18 protein-coding genes and 1 other RNA gene are annotated in these 20,309 nt (G+C 65.7%); 14 read left to right on the top strand and 5 right to left on the bottom strand.

Features of this window, described 5'->3' with window-relative positions; genetic code table 11:
* Positions 1 to 167 precede the first annotated feature (167 nt).
* The 5 genes from CFB82_RS03490 to CFB82_RS03510 all read left to right on the top strand — a co-directional run bounded on the left by CFB82_RS03490 (position 168) and on the right by CFB82_RS03510 (position 4,824).
* Positions 168 to 1,454 (top strand): Glu/Leu/Phe/Val family dehydrogenase, encoded by a 1,287-nt coding sequence (locus CFB82_RS03490; RefSeq protein WP_069247133.1) that lies wholly within the window; start codon positions 168 to 170, stop codon positions 1,452 to 1,454.
* Positions 1,455 to 1,706: 252 nt separating this feature from the next.
* Positions 1,707 to 2,600, top strand: coding sequence for a glutamate/aspartate ABC transporter substrate-binding protein (locus CFB82_RS03495; protein WP_069249215.1), 894 nt, complete (start codon positions 1,707 to 1,709; stop codon positions 2,598 to 2,600).
* Between the two features lie 84 nt (positions 2,601 to 2,684).
* On the top strand, positions 2,685 to 3,425 hold the full coding sequence (locus CFB82_RS03500) for an amino acid ABC transporter permease (RefSeq protein WP_089483431.1): 741 nt from the start codon (positions 2,685 to 2,687) through the stop codon (positions 3,423 to 3,425).
* A complete protein-coding gene (gene gltK / locus CFB82_RS03505; RefSeq protein ID WP_069247135.1) occupies positions 3,425 to 4,102 on the top strand; it encodes a glutamate/aspartate ABC transporter permease GltK in 678 nt (225 codons plus the stop codon). The genes CFB82_RS03500 and gltK overlap by 1 nt, the downstream gene beginning before the upstream one ends.
* Positions 4,099 to 4,824: an amino acid ABC transporter ATP-binding protein gene (locus CFB82_RS03510; protein ID WP_011350949.1), complete on the top strand. Its 726-nt coding sequence runs from the start codon at positions 4,099 to 4,101 to the stop codon at positions 4,822 to 4,824. Before gltK ends, CFB82_RS03510 begins: the two co-directional genes overlap by 4 nt.
* Positions 4,825 to 4,924: 100 nt before the next feature.
* Here CFB82_RS03510 and CFB82_RS03515 read toward each other — a convergent pair whose 3' ends face one another.
* Complete coding sequence (locus CFB82_RS03515) at positions 4,925 to 10,186, bottom strand: autotransporter outer membrane beta-barrel domain-containing protein (protein ID WP_089483432.1); 5,262 nt, start codon at positions 10,184 to 10,186, stop codon at positions 4,925 to 4,927.
* A 639-nt stretch (positions 10,187 to 10,825) separates the two neighbouring features.
* On the bottom strand, positions 10,826 to 11,737 hold the full coding sequence (locus CFB82_RS03520; protein WP_089483433.1) for a class II glutamine amidotransferase: 912 nt from the start codon (positions 11,735 to 11,737) through the stop codon (positions 10,826 to 10,828).
* Between the two features lie 205 nt (positions 11,738 to 11,942).
* On the opposite strand from CFB82_RS03520, the gene pyrC reads away from it, so the two are divergent.
* Positions 11,943 to 13,007 carry a dihydroorotase gene (gene pyrC, locus CFB82_RS03525; RefSeq protein WP_011350953.1) on the top strand — a complete coding sequence of 355 codons (1,065 nt, stop codon included), beginning with the start codon at positions 11,943 to 11,945 and terminating at the stop codon, positions 13,005 to 13,007.
* Between the two features lie 68 nt (positions 13,008 to 13,075).
* Positions 13,076 to 13,487, top strand: an RNA gene (gene rnpB, locus CFB82_RS03530) — RNase P RNA component class A.
* Between the two features lie 70 nt (positions 13,488 to 13,557).
* Here the strand turns inward: rnpB and CFB82_RS03535 are convergent.
* Positions 13,558 to 14,022 carry an OsmC family protein gene (locus tag CFB82_RS03535; RefSeq protein ID WP_172625585.1) on the bottom strand — a complete coding sequence of 155 codons (465 nt, stop codon included), beginning with the start codon at positions 14,020 to 14,022 and terminating at the stop codon, positions 13,558 to 13,560.
* A 411-nt stretch (positions 14,023 to 14,433) separates the two neighbouring features.
* Entirely contained in the window at positions 14,434 to 14,739 is a 306-nt protein-coding gene (locus CFB82_RS03540; protein WP_089483434.1) for a DUF1090 family protein, read from the bottom strand.
* A 311-nt stretch (positions 14,740 to 15,050) separates the two neighbouring features.
* Between CFB82_RS03540 and rplM the strand changes: the two genes are divergently transcribed.
* The 4 genes from rplM to erpA are packed head-to-tail and all read left to right on the top strand — an operon-like array spanning position 15,051 to position 16,473.
* Positions 15,051 to 15,479 carry a 50S ribosomal protein L13 gene (gene rplM, locus CFB82_RS03545; protein WP_009687896.1) on the top strand — a complete coding sequence of 143 codons (429 nt, stop codon included), beginning with the start codon at positions 15,051 to 15,053 and terminating at the stop codon, positions 15,477 to 15,479.
* Between the two features lie 11 nt (positions 15,480 to 15,490).
* Positions 15,491 to 15,883 (top strand): 30S ribosomal protein S9, encoded by a 393-nt coding sequence (rpsI, locus tag CFB82_RS03550; protein WP_011883283.1) that lies wholly within the window; start codon positions 15,491 to 15,493, stop codon positions 15,881 to 15,883.
* A 9-nt stretch (positions 15,884 to 15,892) separates the two neighbouring features.
* Positions 15,893 to 16,081, top strand: a complete 189-nt coding sequence (locus tag CFB82_RS43105) for a hypothetical protein (protein ID WP_166893546.1) — start codon at positions 15,893 to 15,895, stop codon at positions 16,079 to 16,081.
* 20 nt (positions 16,082 to 16,101) lie between these two features.
* Positions 16,102 to 16,473: an iron-sulfur cluster insertion protein ErpA gene (gene erpA, locus CFB82_RS03555; protein ID WP_011350956.1), complete on the top strand. Its 372-nt coding sequence runs from the start codon at positions 16,102 to 16,104 to the stop codon at positions 16,471 to 16,473.
* A gap of 113 nt (positions 16,474 to 16,586) precedes the next feature.
* On the opposite strand, the gene CFB82_RS03560 is transcribed toward erpA, so the two are convergent.
* A complete protein-coding gene (locus CFB82_RS03560; protein ID WP_089483435.1) occupies positions 16,587 to 17,735 on the bottom strand; it encodes an anhydro-N-acetylmuramic acid kinase in 1,149 nt (382 codons plus the stop codon).
* Between the two features lie 142 nt (positions 17,736 to 17,877).
* Here CFB82_RS03560 and tyrS point away from each other — a divergent pair, with 142 nt between their 5' ends.
* The 3 genes from tyrS to CFB82_RS03575 are packed head-to-tail and all read left to right on the top strand — an operon-like array spanning position 17,878 to position 20,260.
* Positions 17,878 to 19,119, top strand: a complete 1,242-nt coding sequence (gene tyrS / locus CFB82_RS03565) for a tyrosine--tRNA ligase (RefSeq protein WP_069247140.1) — start codon at positions 17,878 to 17,880, stop codon at positions 19,117 to 19,119.
* On the top strand, positions 19,116 to 19,574 hold the full coding sequence (gene dtd, locus CFB82_RS03570) for a D-aminoacyl-tRNA deacylase (protein ID WP_021163703.1): 459 nt from the start codon (positions 19,116 to 19,118) through the stop codon (positions 19,572 to 19,574). The genes tyrS and dtd overlap by 4 nt, the downstream gene beginning before the upstream one ends.
* 23 nt (positions 19,575 to 19,597) lie before the next feature.
* A complete protein-coding gene (locus CFB82_RS03575) occupies positions 19,598 to 20,260 on the top strand; it encodes a histidine phosphatase family protein (protein ID WP_089483436.1) in 663 nt (220 codons plus the stop codon).
* Positions 20,261 to 20,309: the final 49 nt, after the last annotated feature.

Genomic DNA, 20,309 nt, shown 5'->3' on the forward strand with positions numbered 1-20,309 from the left:
CACGCACGCGATGCACGGTCGATCGCGTGCGTTCTTGCGCAAATCGACCGCGGATTTGCGAAAAATCGCGATCATGCAAGAAACGCATAATCGAATAAGCAAACGGCATTGGATAAAAAAAACGGGTTTTTCGACAATGTGCGCACCTGTTGACCGTTGGAGCATCCATGTCTTCGCAATTGCAGTCCATCCCGTCCTACCTGCACGCCGACGATCTCGGCCCGTGGGGCAACTACCTTCAGCAAGTCGATCGCGTCGCGCCGTACCTCGGCTCGCTGTCGCGCTGGCTCGAAACGCTGAAGCGCCCGAAGCGCATCCTGATCGTCGACTGCCCGATCGAGCTCGACAACGGCACCGTCGCGCACTTCGAAGGCTATCGCGTGCAGCACAACGTGTCGCGCGGCCCGGGCAAGGGCGGCGTGCGTTACCACCAGGACGTGACGCTGTCGGAAGTGATGGCACTGTCCGCATGGATGTCGGTCAAGAACGCGGCCGTGAACGTGCCGTACGGCGGCGCGAAGGGCGGTATCCGCGTCGACCCGCGCAAGCTGTCGCGTGGTGAGCTCGAGCGCGTCACGCGCCGCTACACCAGCGAAATCGGCATCATCATCGGCCCGAACACCGACATTCCGGCGCCGGACGTCAACACCAACGAACAGGTGATGGCGTGGATGATGGACACGTACTCGATGAACCAGGGCCAGACGTCGACCGGCGTCGTGACCGGCAAGCCGATCGCGCTCGGCGGTTCGCTCGGCCGCAAGGAAGCAACGGGCCGCGGCGTGTTCGTCGTCGGCAGCGAAGCGGCGAAGAAGAAGGGCCTCGAGATCGAAGGCGCACGCATCGCGGTGCAGGGTTTCGGCAACGTCGGCGGCATCGCGGCGAAGCTGTTCCAGGAAGCGGGTGCGAAGGTGATCGCGGTGCAGGATCACACGGGCACGATCTACCAGCCGGCCGGTCTGGATTCGAACAAGCTGCTTGACCACGTCGCACACACGGGCGGCGTCGCGGGCTTCGAAGGCGCGGAACCGATGCCGAATGACGAGTTCTGGACCGTCGAAACCGACATCCTGATCCCGGCGGCACTGGAAAACCAGATCACCGAGAAGAACGCAGGGAAGATCCGCACGAAGATCATCGTCGAAGGCGCGAACGGCCCGACGACGACGGCGGCGGACGACATCCTGACCGCGAACGGCGTGCTGGTGATCCCGGACGTGATCGCGAACGCGGGTGGCGTGACCGTGTCGTACTTCGAATGGGTGCAGGATTTCTCGAGCTTCTTCTGGACGGAAGACGAGATCAACCACCGTCTCGAACGCGTGATGCGCGAAGCGTTCTCCGGCGTGTGGGCGGTCGCGGAAGAGCACAAGGTGTCGGTGCGTACCGCAGCGTTCATCGTTGCGTGCAAGCGCATCCTGATGGCGCGCGAAATGCGTGGCCTCTACCCCTGATCGGCGGTTGCCGATTTCAGATCGGTTGACTACGATCAATCCATGACGCAATCCATCCGGTTGCGTGCATGAACCCTCGCGGGCGGTGCCGAATCCGGCATCGCCCGCGCGCGCATTCAGGCGCCGGAAGGGGCGCCCGAAGCCGGGAGGAAGGCTTCGCGCAGCGCGATTCGTAGTGCGGTAAACAACCAGTACTTTCAAAAATATTACTTTGATACACTGGCGCGGGTTTTAGCCAAGGAGATGACCAAAATGAAATACCAAAAGGCAGTCCTGATGTTCGCGGCGCTTTGCGCGTTCGCAAGTGGCGCGCATGCTCAGGAGACGGGCACGCTGAAGAAGATCAAGGACACGGGCGTGATCGCGCTGGGGCACCGCGAATCGTCGATTCCGTTCTCCTATTACGACCAGAACCAGCAGGTGGTCGGCTATTCGCGCGAATTCCAGCTGAAGGTGGTCGACGCGGTGAAGAAGAAGCTGAACCTGCCGAACCTGCAGGTGAAGAACATTCCGGTCACGTCGCAGAACCGCATCCCGCTCGTGCAGAACGGCACGGTCGACATCGAGTGCGGCTCGACGACCAACAACGCGGAACGCCAGCAGCAGGCCTCGTTCTCCGACACGATCTTCGTGATCGGCACGCGCCTGATGACGAAGAAGGATTCGGGCGTCAAGGATTTCGCCGACCTGAAGGGCAAGACGGTCGTGACCACCGCCGGTACGACGTCGGAGCGCCTGCTGCGCAAGATGAACAACGACAAGCAGCTCGGCATGAACATCATCAGCGCGAAGGATCACGGCGATTCGTTCAATACGCTGGAATCGGGCCGCGCGGTCGCGTTCATGATGGATGACGCGCTGCTCGCGGGCGAGCGCGCGAAGGCGAAGCAGCCGGGCGAGTGGGTGATCGTCGGCACGCCGCAATCGGAAGAAGCGTACGGCTGCATGATGCGCAAGGGCGATACGGAGTTCAAGAAGGTCGTCGACGACGCGATCTCGCAAGTCGAGAAGTCGGGCGAAGCCGCGAAGATCTACGCGAAGTGGTTCGAGAACCCGATCCCGCCGAAGGGGCTGAACCTGAACTTCCCGCTGTCCGATTCGATGAAGAAGCTGTACGCGAACCCGAACGACAAGGCGCTCGACTGACCATACGGCCGTTGATGCAGAAATGACGCTAATGAGACGGAAGAGGCCCCGCTTCTTCCGTCTCTTTTTGCTGGAGTCTTGCCCATGTCTTACCACTGGAACTGGGGCATCTTCCTGAGCCCCGTATCGACCGGCGAGCCGACGACTTATTTCGGATGGCTGATGTCCGGCTTCTGGGTGACCATCGAAGTGTCGCTCGTCGCCTGGGTCATCGCGCTGATCGTCGGTTCGCTGTTCGGCGTGCTGCGCACCGTGCCGAATAAATGGCTGTCCGCGATCGGTACCGTGTACGTGTCGATCTTCCGGAACATTCCGCTGATCGTGCAGTTCTTCATCTGGTATCTCGTGATACCGGAGCTGCTGCCCGCATCGATCGGCACCTGGATCAAGCAGTTGCCGCCCGCCACGCAGTTCTTTACCGCGTCGATCATCTGTCTCGGCCTGTTCACGGGCGCGCGCGTGTGCGAACAGGTGCGCTCGGGGATCAACGCGCTGCCGAAGGGCCAGCGCGCGGCCGGTCTTGCGATGGGCTTCACGCAATGGCAGACGTACCGCTACGTGCTGCTGCCCGTTGCGTACCGGATCATCGTGCCGCCGCTCACGTCGGAATTCCTGAACATCTTCAAGAACTCCGCCGTCGCGTCGACGATCGGCCTGCTCGACCTGTCCGCGCAGGCGCGCCAGCTCGTCGACTACACCGCGCAGACGTATGAATCGTTCATCGCGGTGACGCTCGCCTACGTGATCATCAACCTCGTCGTGATGGCGTTCATGCGCTGGATCGAAGGCCGTACGCGGCTGCCCGGCTATATCGGAGGCAAGTGATGCATCAGTTCGACTGGAGTAGTATTCCCGGCGCGCTGCCGACGCTGTGGACGGGGGCGGTCGTCACGTTCCAGATCACGCTGATCGCGATCGTGGTCGGGATCGTCTGGGGCACGCTGCTCGCGCTGCTGCGGCTGTCCGGCGTGACGCCGCTCGCGTGGTTCGCGAAAGCGTACGTGACGGTGTTCCGTTCGATCCCGCTCGTGATGGTGCTGCTGTGGTTCTTCCTGATCGTGCCGCAGCTGTTGCAGGGCGTGCTCGGGTTGTCGCCGACGATCGACATCCGTCTCGCATCGGCGATGGTCGCGTTCTCGCTGTTCGAAGCCGCGTATTATTCCGAGATCATCCGCGCCGGCATCCAGTCGGTGCCGCGCGGGCAGGTGAACGCCGCGTTCGCGCTCGGCATGAACTACGCGCAGGCGATGCGCCTCGTGATCCTGCCGCAGGCGTTCCGCGCGATGGTGCCGCTGCTGCTCACGCAGGCGATCGTCCTGTTCCAGGATACGTCGCTCGTGTACGTGATCAGTCTCGCGGACTTCTTCCGCACGGCGGCCAACATCGGCGATCGCGACGGCACGACCGTCGAGATGGTCCTGTTCGCCGGCGCATGCTATTTCGTGATTTGCTCGTTGGCGTCTGCACTCGTCAAGGGTCTCCAGAAAAAGGTCACAAGATGATTTCCATCAAGAACGTTTCGAAGTGGTACGGCCAGTTTCAGGTCCTCACCGACTGCACGACCGAGGTCAAGAAAGGTGAAGTGGTCGTCGTGTGCGGCCCGTCGGGCTCGGGTAAATCCACGCTGATCAAGACCGTGAACGGCCTCGAGCCGTTCCAGCAGGGCGAGATCCTCGTGAACGGCCAGTCGGTCGGCGACAAGAAGACGAACCTGTCGAAGCTGCGCTCGAAGGTCGGGATGGTGTTCCAGCATTTCGAGCTGTTCCCGCACCTGTCGATTACCGAGAACCTGACGCTCGCGCAGGTCAAGGTGCTCGGCCGCGGCAAGGACGAGGCGAACGAGAAGGGCATGAAGCTGCTCGACCGCGTCGGCCTGAAGGCGCATGCGCACAAGTTCCCGGGCCAGCTGTCGGGCGGCCAGCAGCAGCGTGTCGCGATCGCGCGTGCGCTGTCGATGGACCCGATCGCGATGCTGTTCGACGAGCCGACGTCCGCGCTCGACCCCGAGATGATCAATGAAGTGCTCGACGTGATGGTCGAACTCGCGCAGGAAGGAATGACGATGATGGTCGTCACGCACGAGATGGGCTTTGCGAAGAAGGTCGCCCATCGCGTGATCTTCATGGACAAGGGCGCAATCGTCGAGGACGACCGCAAGGACGATTTCTTCTCGAATCCGAAATCGGAACGCGCGAAGGACTTCCTCGCGAAGATCCTGCACTGAGCGTTCGCGCGCGTCGGCGCTGCAGGTGCGCCGATACAAAAACCGCCCGGCCGAGCGCCGGGCGGTTTTTTTTCGTCTGCCGTTACGCGGGTGAGCGCCGTTACCAGCTGTAGCGGTAGCCGACCTGCCCGACGATGCCGCGCCGGTAGTCGCCGCCGATGTTGCGCGCGATCTTCGCGTTCGCGTACAGCTCGCCCGACTTGCCGAAGCCCGCGGTCACGCCGACGCCCAGTTCGTACCACGTGCGGCCGAGATGCGTCGCGAACGGCGTGCCGCCGACGACGGTCTGGCCCGGCGACACGAAGTCGTGCAGCACGTCGGCCGTGAAGTACGGCGTGGCGGCGCCGCCGCCCGAATCCGACTGGAGGTTCGGCCGGAAGATGCGCACGCCGACGCGGCCGCGCAGCGCGTTCGTCGTCGTACCCGATACTGCCGAGACGTTGTCGTTGAACCCGTTCAGCTTCAGGTACTGGTACATGAGCTGCGCCTGCGGCTCGACCGCGACCGGCAGCGCGCCGATCGCGAACGGCTTGCCGACTTCCTGCGACAGCGCGATGCCGAAGCCGTTCTGCGACGCCTCGTTGCCGTAGCTGTCGCGATAGCGGTTGCCGTAGCGCGTGACCTGACCGACGCTGTCGAAGTACGTGCCGTCGGACAGGTACCGGGTCCAGTAGCCGCCGATGCTTTGCGCGTGCATCTCGACCGAGCCCGTCGACGTCGACAGGTTGGCCGTAGCGGCGCGCGCCATGTCGCTGAAGCTCGCGTTCGACACGCCGATGCTGGCCGTCACGCCCGCATGCGTGCTGCCGCCGCCGTTCGGCGCCTGGTCGAGCGTCCAGTCCTTGCCGAACTGTGCGAAGAACGTGCGCTCGTCGGCCGCGAAGCGGCCCGCGTTCGCGTCGAGACTCTGGCCGCCGATGCGCCCCCACACGCCGTCGCGATTGCCGGGCTGCTGCTTTTCGAGGTTGTAGATGTCGCCGACGCGCTCGTGCAGCTTGCCCAGCGTGGAGAAGCCGTAGTCGGCGTTGAGCAGCGGCGTGAGGGTATAGCCCGACACGCCAGGGCGATACGCGAGCGTGCCGCCGTTGCCATTCCCGTTGTTGCCGCCGTCACCGCCGCCGGACGGGTGGATCGGGTCGCCGGGGTCCGACGGATCGAGTTGCGATCGCAGGTACCAGCCGTTCGCGTCACCTTGCCCGCCGCGATAGAGCCGGTATTCGTACGCGCCCGCCTGCACGGGGCCCGCGAGCTGGAACGCCGACGCGGTGGTCGTGCCGCCGTTGGCCGTGACGACCACCGGAATCCCGTCGCCCTTCGTCTGCGCGCCGGTGCCGGCCGTGTTGGCGATTTTCAGGCCCGTCGTGCCGCTCGCGGCGCCGCCGTTCACGATCACCCGGTCGGTCGGCGAGGCGTCGGCGCCGAGGAACGTGTTGAGCGCGATCGTGCCGCCGTTGCCGACGTAGCTGCCGGTCGTCAGCGTCTTGTAGCTGCCCGCGAGCGTCGGCGAACCGGTCGGTGCGGCGAATGCGACGAGGCCCGCATTGTTCAGGCTGCCCAGCACCGAGCTGCCCGTCATGCGCCACGTGCTGGTGGGGTCGACGGTCAGTGCGACCGGATCGATCTTGCCGGTCAGCGTCGTGCCGTTCGAGAGGAACACGTTGCCGGTGCTCGATGCGTCGGAGACGATGTCGCCGGCGAGGTTTACGGCCGATGCGGTGAAGGTGGCGTGGCTGCCGTTCGACAGGTCGAGCAGTGTGTCGTTGCCGGCCGTCACGACCGTGCCGTTGCGCACGGCGATGTCGGCCGTGCCGCCGCGCGCGGCGAAAGCCGGCCCGGTGACGGACGTGACGCTGCCGCCGTCGACGAGCACCGAGCTCGTCGCGCCGTTTGCGAGCATATCGGACGTCAGCACGCCGGCCGTCGCACCCTTGAGCGTCGTGCCGGTCAACGCGAGCACGCCGCCGCTGTCGACGGTCGCGCCGTTGCCGGCGGCGCTGGCGATCGTCGAGCCCGTATCGCCGATGCGGCCGCCGTTCCGCGCGACGAGGCCGTCGGACGTCGCGCCCGACGTGGTGATCGTCGCGCCCGACAGCAGCGCGGTCGCGCCGCCGGTCGTCACGATCGCGGCCGAACCCGCGCCGGTCGTCGCGACGGTCGTGCCGTTGGCCGCCAGCGTCGAATCCGCCCCCGACACGAAGAAGCCGCGTGCGTTGTCGCCGGTGGTCCTGACGACGGTCGCCGCATCGGTCGCGATGCGTGCGCCGGCCCCCGTCGACGACAGGCCGTCGGCGCCACCGCCGGTCGTGCCGATCTGCGTGCCGGCCAGCGCGATCGTCGCGTTCGTCCCCTGGTTGTCGATCCCCTTGCCCGAGCCGCCGACCGCGATCGACGTCGCACCGGCCGCGAGCCCGCCGCCCGTCACGGTCGAGTCGATCAGCACGCCGTCGGCGCTGCCGTTCGCGATCACGGTACCGGCCCCCGACAGCGCGACCGATGCACCGGTGCCCGTCAGGTGGACGCCCGCGATGCCGTCGTCGGCTTCGATCGAACCGGCGTTGGCGAGCGTCGCCGACGCGCCCTGGACGAGCGCGCCGGTGCCGTTGGATACGCGGATCGTCGACGCGTTGTTCACCGTGCCGAGCGTGCCGATCACGACGCCGGTCGAGCCGGCGCCCGTCAGCAGCACCGTGTCGCGGTTCTCGAGCGTGCCGAGGTTCTGCGCGACGAAGCCGGTCACGCCGGCCGTCGATGACGTGACGGCGGCGTGGTTGGTGAGCGTCGTGGCGACTGGTGCGCCCGCATTGGCGCCGGCGAGGTCGTGCGCCTGGCCGTCGACGACGCCGGCGATCGCACCGGCCGCGTTCAGGTTGATCGTCGCGCCCGCGTCGATCGTGCCTTGCGCACCGCCTTCGACCGCGATCGCGATGCCGTTCGCGCCGTTGACGTTGTAGATCGCGTTGCCGGTCGACAGCACGGTGCCGGCGTCGGTCGCGAGCACGCCGTGCGCGCGCTGGCCGTTGACGTCGGTCGTCAGCGCGCCGGCCGTCGACGTGCCCGTGTAGGCCGCGCCGCCCGCGACGCGGAACAGCGTCGAATCGTCGGTGTCGACGCTGAGGTGCTGCGCGGCGACGTTGATCTTCGAGCCCGCGCCATACGCGTAGAAGCCGATCTGGTTGGTGCCCGACATGAAGGCCGGCACGGCATTGGCGCCGACGTTGATCGTCGCGCCCGAGCGTGCATGCACGCCGATCGCCCCGGTGCCCGTCAGGTTGAGCGCGCCGTCGAGCGTGGCCGTGGCGCGCGGCCCTTCGGCCCACACGCCATAGTTGCGCGTGCCCGAGGCGGGATCGAGGCCGCCGGCGACGTTGATCGTGCCGCTCGACAGGGCGGACGTTGCCTGCGCACCGGTGCCGACGACCATGATGCCGATGCCGTTGACGCCATTCAGCGTGATGGTGCCGGTGTTGGTCACGGTCGCGGCCGTGTTGGCCGCGAGCATGCCGACGTTGGCGAGCGACGTGCCGGGCGCGGCGCCGTTGACGACGATCGCGCCCGCGTTGGTCAGCGTGCCGGAGGTTGAGCCGATGCTCGCCAGCGCGGCGCCGTTCTGCGTCTGCGAGCCGATCACGATCGTGCCGAGGTTGCTCGCGGTGCCCGATGCACCGAGCAGGATGCCGTACGCGTGCGCCGCGAGCGCGACGTCGTTCGTCGTTCCGCCGGGTGCGTACTGGGCCGAGCGGCCGAGGGTGATCGTGCCGCCGGCTTCGTTCGTGAAGCTGCCGCCGGCGACGAGGCCGCCGATCACCTGGCTGTCGAGCGTCGTCGCGTTGACGCCGACGTTGATCGTGCCGGCGTTCGATGCCGTCGCGCCGCCTGTCACGGCGACCGCGTAGTTCTGCAGGGCCGGCTGGTTGCCGTCGAGCGTCCATGCGCCGACGTTCATCACGCCGTTGTTGACGAACGCGGTGCCCGCGCCGTTCGCGAACACGCCGTTGCCTTCGGTGTACGCGTGGTAGTTGAAGTTGTTCGGCGGCGCGCTGCCGCTCGTGTCGAAGTCGTCGCCGGACGCGTACCCGGACGAGATCACGCCGTTGTTGACGCCGCTTGCCCCGCTCAGCAGGCGAACCAGCGTGAAGTCGCCCGACAGGCGCCCGTCGTTGATGAAGTGCGCGCCGTTTTCCGCGAGGACGGCCGAGCTCGAGACGATCGTGTTGACGCCACGGAAGTCGATCTGGCCGTCCTTGCCGATCTGCAGCGTCGCGTTCGCACCCGTGGCGTGCATTGCCGACAGGTGATCGATCGGCAGCGTGTTCTTGTCGCCCGCGGAAACGTTGTTCTGATACTGGAAGGATTGCTGCGAGAACGTGACGGCCTGGCTGAACGCGCTGTCGTAGGCGGCCTGCGAGCCGAGCGCGCCGCTTTGCACCGAGCGCATGAGAAAGTCGTTGTACGCGGCGAGCGATGCGGCGTCGGTGACCTTCCACGTGCTGCCGTCGAACGCGGTGAAGGTGCCCGCGTAGGCCGGCACGTCGAGCTGGCGGCTGCCGATGGCGCCGCCGTCCGCAAGATAGTCGCCGGTGGTGAACCGGACCTGGTTGCGCGAGTTCCAGGTGACGGTGCTTTTCGCGGCGCCCGTGCCGTCCGCGAAGGTCAGGTCGGTCTGCTTCGCGGCCATCTCGATCGCGTTGCCGGCTGCATCGGGCGCGTTCGCCGCATTGCCGATCGACACGTTGAGCGTGCCGCCGGTGGCGGCGACGGTGCCGATGCGCGTGTTCACGTACTGATCGCCGTTCACGTCGTGGTAGACGGGCACCTGGGTCGCGCCGGCCGTCGACGCGGTGAACGCGGACGAGTCGTAGGTCGCGACCGACGTGCGGGTGCCGGTGATCGAGTCGGGCGTGCTGACGCTGTGCGTCTTGCCGCCGAGCGACAGCAGCGGCTGGTTCGGGTTGCCCGACACGATGGTCGTGCTGCCGATCGGCGTGAGCGTGTAGCCCGGGTCGGCACCGGCGCCGGTCCATGCACCCGACACGCCGATGGTGTCGCCGCCGGAGACGGTGGCGGAGCCTGCCAGGTTGTTGTTGACGGTCGGGCTGAAACTGCCGGGCGCGCAGGTGCCGCCGTTCGCGACGGCCGTGCCGCCGCCGCAGGTCGAGGCATGCGCGGAACCGGCCGACAGCGCGGCCAGCAACGCGCCGAATGCGACGATGCGAAGCGATGTCCGGGGCGTTGCCGCGTGCGCGGCGCGGCGGCTCGCGCAGGAACCGCTGCGCGAACGCTTGCCGCGCGCCCGTGCCGTTTCCGCAACCGCGACCCAGCAGCCGATGGTCTCGCTCCATATCGATCGAAATGAATGATTCACGACAAGCCCCTCTCTCTTCTTTTGATGTGGTTTTCACCGCGGCGCAGTGAAATCGCAATCCGCGGTGGAGAATGGCGTGAATGGGGGTGCGGCGGCCGTGGCCGTTTCTCCGCGAATCGCAATTCGTTACACCGAGGATGGGTGGAGTCTATTGATCGGGCGCGTGATCGATTGTCGGGAAGCTAACAAATGCGGCAATCATGCTGTTTTCATCGGGTATTTTTTGATTGTGTGATGAATCGAACTGAAAGCCTTGTTGTATAAAGGTTGGGTGGATTTAAGCGATGCGAATCAGCGATTGCCGGCTCAGTGGCGTAGCGCACGGTTTGCGCCGGATTGGTGCGTTAAGATGCGGTTGCCGGATTATCTGAAAACCGATGTCGTATTTTGGTTTTTAATTTATTTTCTATTGAAAATAAATTAAATCTGAAAAGTGTTGCGCGGCGTCGCATTCAATATGCCGGAATATGGTCCGGACGAAACGCAGTCGGTGCTGGGGGTGGGCGATTTGTTCCGACGGTGAACATTAACTGAATCATTTGCGCACGAAGTGCTCGCCGCGATCGGACGCGGCGGGCCATCGACTCGCCGTGCAGCGGCGAAAAGGTGAACGGAGGAGGGCGCTCGCGCGCCGGACGCTCAGAAGTCGATCGCGTCGTCCGAATCGACTTCGGCGGCGGTGGCGAGCACCTCGCGCGGGTCGCGCGGCGCCGATGCCGATGCGTCGAGCGCCGGATTGCGCAGTTTCTCGAGCACGTGTTCCGGCACCGGGATCCGCATCCGCGCGGCGACGTCGCCGCACTGGAACATGATCAGCTCACCCGGCTCGAACGCGGTCCAGACTTCATTGTCGGTGAGCGGCTGCGTCGCGATCACCGCGACGCGATCCTCGGGCGTCGTGTATTTCGCGAAGTCGATCGACAGGTCTTCGTCGACGAGGTGCGCGGTCGAGAACGGCCAGCGCCGCACGAGGTAGTGCAGACGCGTCGAGCAATGCGCGAACAGCGCCTGGCCGTTCGACATCAGGAAGTTGAACACGCCGTGGTCGGTGATGCCGCGCGTCAGCTCGCCGACGCGCTCGAACAGTTCGGGCAATGGCGGCTGCGCGCCGGGGAACGCTTCGCGCAGCCCTTGCATCAGCACACAGAACGCCTGCTCGCTGTCGGTCGTGCCGACCGGATGATAGACGCTGCCGTCCATGTCCGGTGCGTAGTCCTGCAGGTCGCCGTTGTGCGCGAAGATCCAGTGCCGGCCCCACAGCTCGCGCATGAACGGATGGCTGTTCTCGAGCAGGATGTGGCCTTGCGTCGCCTTGCGGATGTGCGCGATCGTGTTCTTGGACTTGATCGGGTAGCGCTTCACCATTTCGGCGATCGGCGACGTGGCCGAGGCCTGGTGATCGATGAACAGGCGGCAGGCCTTGTCTTCGAAGAACGCGATGCCCCAGCCGTCGGCATGGTGATCGGTGAGCCCGCCCCGGGCCGCGAAACCTGTGAAGGAGAATGTGACGTCCGTCGGCGCGGCGCAGTTCATTCCTAAGAGTTGGCACATTTTACTTGGGGCAGCAGGCTGAGGCGGGGGGTAACGAACCGGGCGAACCCCGGTACAATGCGGCTTCTAGCATATCACCGAGCCCTGAGCGGTAAAAAGCGGATTCCGCCGGCCGAAGGCCCCGTGTTGCGGTTTGCCGTCAGTCGGCCCGCGCACGCGCGATCCGGCCCCGCCGATGGCCAGCCCGTACCTCACGACGCCTCCTATGACTGCCTCGAACGCTTCCTCCCCGGCGACGCTCTCGCTCGCCCGTCCCGACGACTGGCACCTGCACCTGCGAGACGGCGACATGCTGGCCGCCGTGCTGCCGCACACCGCGCGCCAGTTCGGCCGCGCGATCGTCATGCCGAACCTGAAGCCGCCGGTGACGACCACCGCGCAGGCGCAAGCCTATCGCGAGCGCATCCTCGCCGCGCTGCCGGCCGGAATGACGTTCGAACCGCTGATGACGCTGTACCTGACCGACAACACGCCGCCCGACGAGATTCGCCGCGCGCGCGAAAGCGGCTTCGTGCACGGCGTGAAGCTGTATCCGGCCGGTGCGACGACGAACTCCGACCACGGCGTCACCGATCTCGCGAAATGCGCGAAGACGCTCGAGGCGATGCAGGAAACCGGCATGCCGCTGCTTGTGCACGGCGAGGTGACCGATGCGTCGATCGACCTGTTCGACCGCGAGAAGGTGTTCATCGACCGCGTGATGACGCCGCTGCGTCGTGATTTCCCGGGCCTGAAGGTGGTGTTCGAACACATCACGACGAAGGATGCGGCCGACTACGTGCGCGACGCGGACGCGGCGCCCGGCCTGCTCGGCGCGACGATCACCGCGCATCACCTGCTGTACAACCGCAACGCGCTGTTCGTCGGCGGGATTCGCCCGCACTACTACTGCCTGCCGGTGCTGAAGCGCGAGACGCATCGAGTCGCACTGGTCGAAGCCGCGACCTCGGGCAACCCGCGCTTTTTCCTCGGCACCGACAGCGCGCCGCATGCGCGCGACGCGAAGGAAACCGCGTGCGGCTGCGCGGGCTGCTACACGGCGCTGCACGCTCTCGAACTGTATGCGGAAGCGTTCGACACCGCCGGCGCGCTCGACAAGCTGGAAGGCTTCGCGAGCTTCTTCGGCGCCGATTTCTACGGGCTGCCGCGCAGCGCCGAGACGGTCACGCTGCGTCGCGAGGCATGGGAACTGCCGCGCGAGATCTTCGCGGGCGATACGCCCGTCGTGCCGCTGCGCGGCGGCGAGACGATCGGCTGGAAGCTGGCGTAAGCCACCGCGCCGTCGCACGAACCCGGCCGCATGCGGCCTGCGGCGCGCAGTGCTAGAATGCGCGTCGCAAAGCAGGCTAGGCAGTCGCGGCCTCGCCGCCTTCGGGCGTGCGGGGGCGAGGAAAGTCCGGACTCCACAGGGCAGGGTGATGGCTAACGGCCATCCGTGGCGACACGCGGAACAGGGCAACAGAAAGCAAACCGCCGATGGCCCGGCGCAAGCCGGGATCAGGTAAGGGTGAAACGGTGCGGTAAGAGCGCACCGCGGCGACGGCGACGTTCGCCGGCACGGTAACCTCCACCCGGAGCAATTCCAAGTAGGCAGGCGCGCATTTTCGGATGCAGGACGGGGCCCCCGTCTCGTCTGCGGGTAGGAAGCTTGAGCGCGTCAGCAATGGCGCGCCTAGAGGAATGGCTGCCACGCGTTGTGCGCTTCGGCGCGCAGCGTGCACAGAATCCGGCTTATCGGCCTGCTTTGCCGTTCGAATGCGAAAGGGCCGGCGTCTCCCCACGGAGCGCCGGCCCTTTTTTCATGCGCGCTCGCCGTGCGTTCAGCCGGCGACGATGTCGAACGAATGCGTGAGTTCGGCCGTCTTCGCGATCATGATCGACGCGGAGCAATACTTGTCGTGCGACAGGTTGATCGCGCGTTCGACCGTGGACGGGTTCAGGTTGCGCCCGGTGACGGTGAAGTGGAAGTGCACCTTCGTAAACACTTTCGGATCTTCGCTCGCGCGCTCGGCCTTCAGCGTGACCGAGCAGCCGCTGACTTCCTGGCGGCTCTTCTTCAGGATCAGCACGACGTCATAGGCCGTGCAGCCGCCGGTACCGAGCAGCACCATTTCCATCGGGCGCGGCGCGAGGTTGTGGCCACCGCCTTCGGGCGCGCCGTCCATCGTGACGAGGTGGCCGCTGCCGGTCTCGGCGGAAAACGCCATGCCGTCCTGGCCCATCCAGCTTACTTTGCATTCCATGCTTGCACTCCAGCGTTGCCTGATTCGGATTCGATCCGGCATTGTAGCCCGCTGCGCAACGGACGGCTGATGCGCTGCACGACGCGCAATGCCGGAGCCGCGCGAGCGGCGCGCCGGACGGCCATTTCCCACTCGGATTTAGGGGTTTTGCTCTAGAAGTGGGGCGTTTTCGAGCCTGTCAGGCGGGATCAGGTAATTGATTTAAAAGGGAAAAGTGAATCTTTCAAACGCGACGCGAAAAATTCCGCATTATGGTGTTTGATTTCGTAATGCAAATTTTCTTGTGAAGTCGGCGACGCATTCTTATAATGAGCCTCACTGGTTGTCGCGCTGCGGCAACCTCCGAATGTCTCCTCCACCCTCCTCCTATGGTGGATTAAGCCCGAACCAGCCGTTCGGGCTTTTTTTCGTCCCATGCAAACATCGGCGCGCGGCTTGCGCGCCCCGGCAGCGTTACGCCGGTTGCTTGGCGGCCGGCTGCGCGGTTGCGGCGGGCGCCGTGCCGGGCGTGCGTGTGTCAGGTGCCGGCGCGTGGACGGCCGACGCATGGCCGTGCCCGCGTGCGCAGAAGTGGCGGACGCGTTCGCGCACCGCGCGCAGGCGGGCGACGCGATCCTCGGCATGGGCGGCGCGGGCTTCGGTAATGCGTGTATCGAGTGCGTCGAGCTTGGCTTCGCAGTCGGTGCGGGCGGCGACGGCAGGCGCCGCGGCGGCCAGCAGTGCGGCCGCAAGGAAGGGCGTAAGTCGTTGATTCATCATGCTTGTTTGTTGTTTTCCAGATTCGGCCGGTCTGGCGCGGGACGGTCATGTGCCGCGCGTCGATGGGTGCCTCCCCGGGCGCTCGGTTCGCCTGGCTTGTCGGGGCACGAACGGATTTTGGCCCATTTCGGCCGCCGTGGACACGGGAAGTGGATTCCCTTTGACCGCGTTGCCGTATTTCCTTTATAATTCAGGGCTTTTCCGCATTCATGCCCACGGAAAAAGAACAGGGAGAGCCTGCACCGCGCCTCGAAGCGCACACAGACAAGCAGGAAGAACACATCGGGCAAAGCAATTTTTTTGGATCGATCATGAAGACGTTTTCCGCAAAAGCCCATGAGGTGACGCGCGAATGGTACGTGATTGACGCGACGGATAAGGTTCTCGGCCGTGTTGCCAGCGAAGTGGCACGCCGTCTGCGCGGCAAGCACAAGCCTGAGTTCACCCCGCACGTCGACACTGGTGATTTCATCATCATCATCAACGCAAGCAAGTTGAAGGTCACGGGCAACAAGACTCTGGACAAGAAGTACTACCGTCACTCGGGCTACCCGGGCGGCATCTATGAAACGACGTTCGGCAAGATGCAAGAACGCTTCCCGGGCCGCGCGCTCGAGAAAGCGGTCAAGGGCATGCTGCCGAAGGGCCCGCTCGGCTACGCGATGATCAAGAAGCTGAAGGTCTACGCTGAAGCTACGCATCCGCATTCGGCGCAACAGCCGAAGGCGCTCGAGATCTAAGGGGAGCCCACATGATCGGTAACTGGAACTACGGTACGGGCCGCCGCAAGAGCGCAGTCGCACGTGTCTTCATCAAGGCTGGCAAGGGCGACATCATCGTCAACGGCAAGCCCATCGCTGACTACTTCTCGCGTGAAACGTCGCTGATGATCGTGCGTCAACCGCTGGAACTCACGAACCACGGCCAGACGTTCGACATTAAGGTCAACGTCAACGGCGGCGGCGAAACGGGTCAGGCAGGTGCAGTGCGCCACGGCATCACCCGTGCACTGATCGACTACGATGCGACGCTGAAGCCGTCGCTGTCGAACGCAGGCTTCGTCACGCGCGATGCACGTGAAGTCGAGCGTAAGAAGGTTGGTCTGCGCAAGGCACGTCGCGCAAAGCAGTTCTCGAAGCGTTAATTCCGCTTCATGGCCTCGCCGCTCCCGGGCGGCGTTCGCCGGAAAAACCGCCAGCGTTCGCGCTGGCGGTTTTTTTATGTCCGCTTCCAGGCGCGTGCTGCCGCGGCCCGCGCGGGCGTGTTTGATGAAATCGACAAGAACCTATTGATTTCATGGACTTCAGCACGATCTTCTGATCGGCCCTACAATAGCGGCTAAAGCTTTTTGGAGAGTTCGCAATGAACGCTGTTACCGAATCCGCAGCAACGACGGCCGAAATGCCGGTTCCGTTCGTCTTCACCGACGCCGCAGCCGACAAGGTCAAGCAACTGATCGACGAAGAGGGCAATCCCGACCTGAAGCTGCGCGTGTTCGTGCAGGGCGGCGGCTGCTCCGGCTTCCAGTATGGCTTCACGTTCGACGAGGAAGTCAACGAGGACGACACCGTGATGAACAAGAACGGCGTCCAGCTCCTGATCGACTCGATGAGCTACCAGTACCTGGTCGGCGCCGAGATCGACTACAAGGACGACCTCAACGGCGCCCAGTTCGTGATCAAGAACCCGAACGCGAGCACCACCTGCGGGTGCGGCTCGTCGTTCTCGGTCTGAGCACACGGCAGATCCGATCCGGTTCGCCGGAATGAAAAACGGGGCGTCATGCCCCGTTTTTTTATGCCCGTTCGCCATGGTGATGCGGCCCCCGCCGTGCGGCAGGCGCCGCGTCAGCGCGGATAGAGCGCGCCCAGCACCCGATTGCCGGCTGCGCCCGTGACCGTCGCGAGATTGCCGGGCTGGCGCGCGGTGAAGCGGTACGCGAGCCACGCGAATGCGAGCGCCTCGACCTGCTGCGGCGGCACGCCGAGCGCGGCCGTCGTATCGACCGTGGCCGGCACGCCGGCCTCGCGCAGTGCGTTCCGCAGCGCGTCGAGCAGCACCGGATTGCGTGCGCCGCCGCCGCAGACGAACACGGCCTTGCAGCCCACTGCGTGCTGCGCGATCTCGCGTGCGACCGACACGGCGGTGAGCGCGGTAAGGGTCGCCTGCACGTCCTCCGGCGTGACCTGCGCGAACGCGGTGAGCTTCGCGTCGAGCCATGCGGGATTGAACAGGTCGCGCCCGGTGCTTTTCGGCGGCGGTGCGGCGAAATACGGCTCGTCGAGCAGCGCGTCGAGCAGCGGCGCGTGGACGGTGCCGCGCGCGGCGAACTTGCCGCCGTCGTCGTACGGCTTGCCGAGATGGCGGGTCGCCCATTCGTCGAGCAGCGCGTTCGCCGGGCCGCAGTCGAAGCCGCGCACGTCGCCGCCTTCGCCGGGCAGGATCGTGATGTTGCTGATCCCGCCGAGATTGCAGACGACGCGCGTTTCGCCCGGCGCGCCGAACACGGTCGCATGGAAGGCCGGCGCGAGCGGCGCGCCATGGCCGCCCGCGGCGACGTCGCGGCTGCGGAAATCGGCGATCACATCGAGCTGGGTCAGCTCGGCGAGCAGCGCCGGGTTGTTGATCTGCCGCGTATAGCCGCGCTCGGGGCGATGGCGCACGGTCTGGCCGTGCACGCCGATCGCGCGGATCTCGTCGCGCGACAGCCCGGCCGTGCGCTGCAATTCGTGGCAGCACACGGCATAGCGCGCGACCAGCGCGTTCGCCGCGAGCGATTCGCGGTCGATTTCATCGTGGCCGGGCTGCTGCAGCGCGAACAGCGCGTCGCGCAGCGATTGCGCGAAGCCGACGAACGCTTCCGCGAGCACGACCGGCGCGCGGCCGCCCTCGAAACGCACGGCGACGCCATCGACGCCGTCCATGCTGGTTCCCGACATCAGCCCGAAGTAGATGCCGTCGGCCGGATGGGCATTTTGCGGCTGTCGTTGCGGCACGTTGGGTTCTCCTGGATCGTGCGGCGCGGGCCGGTGCCGCGCGCCTTGCGCCCGATTATCCGCGCAACGTGACGTGCCGTTAAGCGATGGGCGCGCAAGTTATGGGAAAATCCCTGTTTTTGCGACATTCTTCCTGGCACCGATGAGCACCGAACCCAGTTCCAAGCCTGTTTTCCCGATCACCGACGAAGTCCGGCATGCGCTCGCCGTCACGAAGCGCGGCGTCGACGAGCTGCTGGTCGAGGAAGAGTTCGCGCAGAAGCTCGCACGCAGCGCGGCGACGGGCACGCCGCTTCGCATCAAGCTCGGCCTCGACCCGACCGCGCCTGACATCCACATCGGCCATACGGTCGTGCTGAACAAGATGCGTCAGCTGCAGGACCTCGGCCACACGGTCATCTTCCTGATCGGCGATTTCACGTCGCTGATCGGCGATCCGTCGGGCCGCAACGCGACGCGCCCGCCGCTCACGCGCGAACAGATCGAGTCGAACGCGAAGACCTACTTCGAGCAGGCCGCGCTCGTGCTCGATCGCGACAAGACCGAAATCCGCTACAACAGCGAATGGTCGATGCCGCTCGGCGCGGACGGGATGATCAAGCTCGCGTCGCGCTACACGGTCGCGCGGATCCTCGAGCGCGAGGATTTCACGAAGCGCTTCCAGGGCGGCGTGCCGATCTCGATCCACGAATTCCTGTACCCGCTGATGCAGGGCTACGACTCGGTCGCGCTGAACGCCGACCTCGAGCTCGGCGGCACCGACCAGAAGTTCAACCTGCTGGTCGGCCGCGAACTGCAGAAGCAGTACGGCCAGGAGCAGCAGTGCATTCTCACGATGCCGCTGCTCGAAGGCCTCGACGGCGTCGAGAAGATGTCGAAGTCGAAGGGCAACTACGTCGGCATCAGCGAGCAGCCGAACGACATGTTCGGCAAGCTGATGAGCATCTCGGACACGCTGATGTGGCGTTACTTCGAGCTGCTGTCGTTCCGTCCGATGGAAGAGATCGCCGGCTTCAAGCGCGAGATCGAAGGCGGCCGCAACCCGCGCGACTTCAAGGTGCTGCTCGCGCAGGAAATCGTCGCGCGCTTCCACTCGCAGGCCGACGCCGAGCGTGCGCTCGAGGACTTCAACCACCGCGCGAAGGGCGGCGTGCCGGACGACATCCCGTCGGTCACGCTCGCAGGCGCGCCGCTCGCGATCGGCCAGCTGCTGAAGCAGGCCGGTCTCGTGCCGTCGACGAGCGAGGCACTGCGCAACATCGAGCAGGGCGGCGTGAAGATCGATGGCGCGACCGTGTCGGACAAGGGCCTGAAGGTCGAAGCCGGCGAGTTCGTCGTGCAGGTCGGCAAGCGCCGCTTCGCACGCGTCACGCTGACCGCATGATCGCGCTGATCCAGCGCGTGAAGCGCGCCGACGTGCGCGTCGGCGACCGCACGACCGGTGAGATCGGCGCGGGCCTGCTCGCGCTGGTCTGCGCGGAGCGCGGCGACACCGAGGCAGCGGCCGACAAGCTGCTCGCAAAGATGCTCGGCTACCGCGTGTTCAGCGACGCCGCCGGCAAGATGAACCTGCCGGTGTCGAATATCGACGGTGAGGGCCGCGCGGGCGGCCTGCTGCTCGTGTCGCAGTTCACGCTGGCGGCCGATACCAACAGCGGGCTGCGTCCGAGCTTCACGCCGGCCGCGCCGCCCGACGAAGGCGCGCGGCTGTTCGACTATTTCGTGGCGGCCGCGCGTGCGCGCCATCCGGTCGTCGAGACGGGCGAGTTCGGCGCCGACATGCAGGTGTCGCTCGTCAACGACGGCCCCGTGACATTCTGGCTGCAAGTGCGGCCCTGATTCTTCCCCGGAGACGCGCCGCGATGGCCACCACGCAGATTCTTTTCATCCGCCATGGCGAGACGGCCTGGAATCGCATCAAGCGCATCCAGGGTCATATCGACATCCCGCTCGCCGAAACGGGCCTCGAGCAGGCACAAAAGCTGGCGGCACGGCTCGCACGCGACGCGCGTGACGGTGCCCGGCTCGACGCGATCTATTCGAGCGACCTGATGCGTGCGCAGCAGACCGCGCAGCCGTTCGCCGACGCGCTCGGGCTTGTGCCGCGGCTGCGGAAAGGGCTGCGCGAACGCTCGTACGGCCAGTTTCAGGGGCACGACAGCGCCGAGATCGAGACGCTGTTCCCCGACGCGTACGCGGCCTGGCAGACGCGCGACCCCGGCTTCGCGCCGGAAGGCGGCGAGTCGCAGCGCGAGTTCTACCACCGCGTGCTGCATGCGCTCGAACCGATCGTCGCCGAGCATCCGGGCGGCCGGATCGCATGCGTCGCGCATGGCGGCGTGCTCGACTGTGTCTATCGTTTCGCGAACGGCATCGAGCTGTCGGCGCCGCGCAATTATCAGCTGCTCAACACGAGCATCAACGTCGTCGATTACGTCGATGGCCGCGCGCAGGTCGTGCAGTGGGCCGACGTGTCGCACCTGGACGCCACGAGCGACGACGACGGGTACCGCAAGGTGCTCTGAGCCTGCAGGCCCCGTCCGCGATCGCCGGTCGGGGCTTCCGGTGCCGGCT

The sequence above is a fragment of the Burkholderia sp. HI2714 genome (genome assembly GCF_002223085.1).
GTDB lineage: Bacteria > Pseudomonadota > Gammaproteobacteria > Burkholderiales > Burkholderiaceae > Burkholderia > Burkholderia lata_D.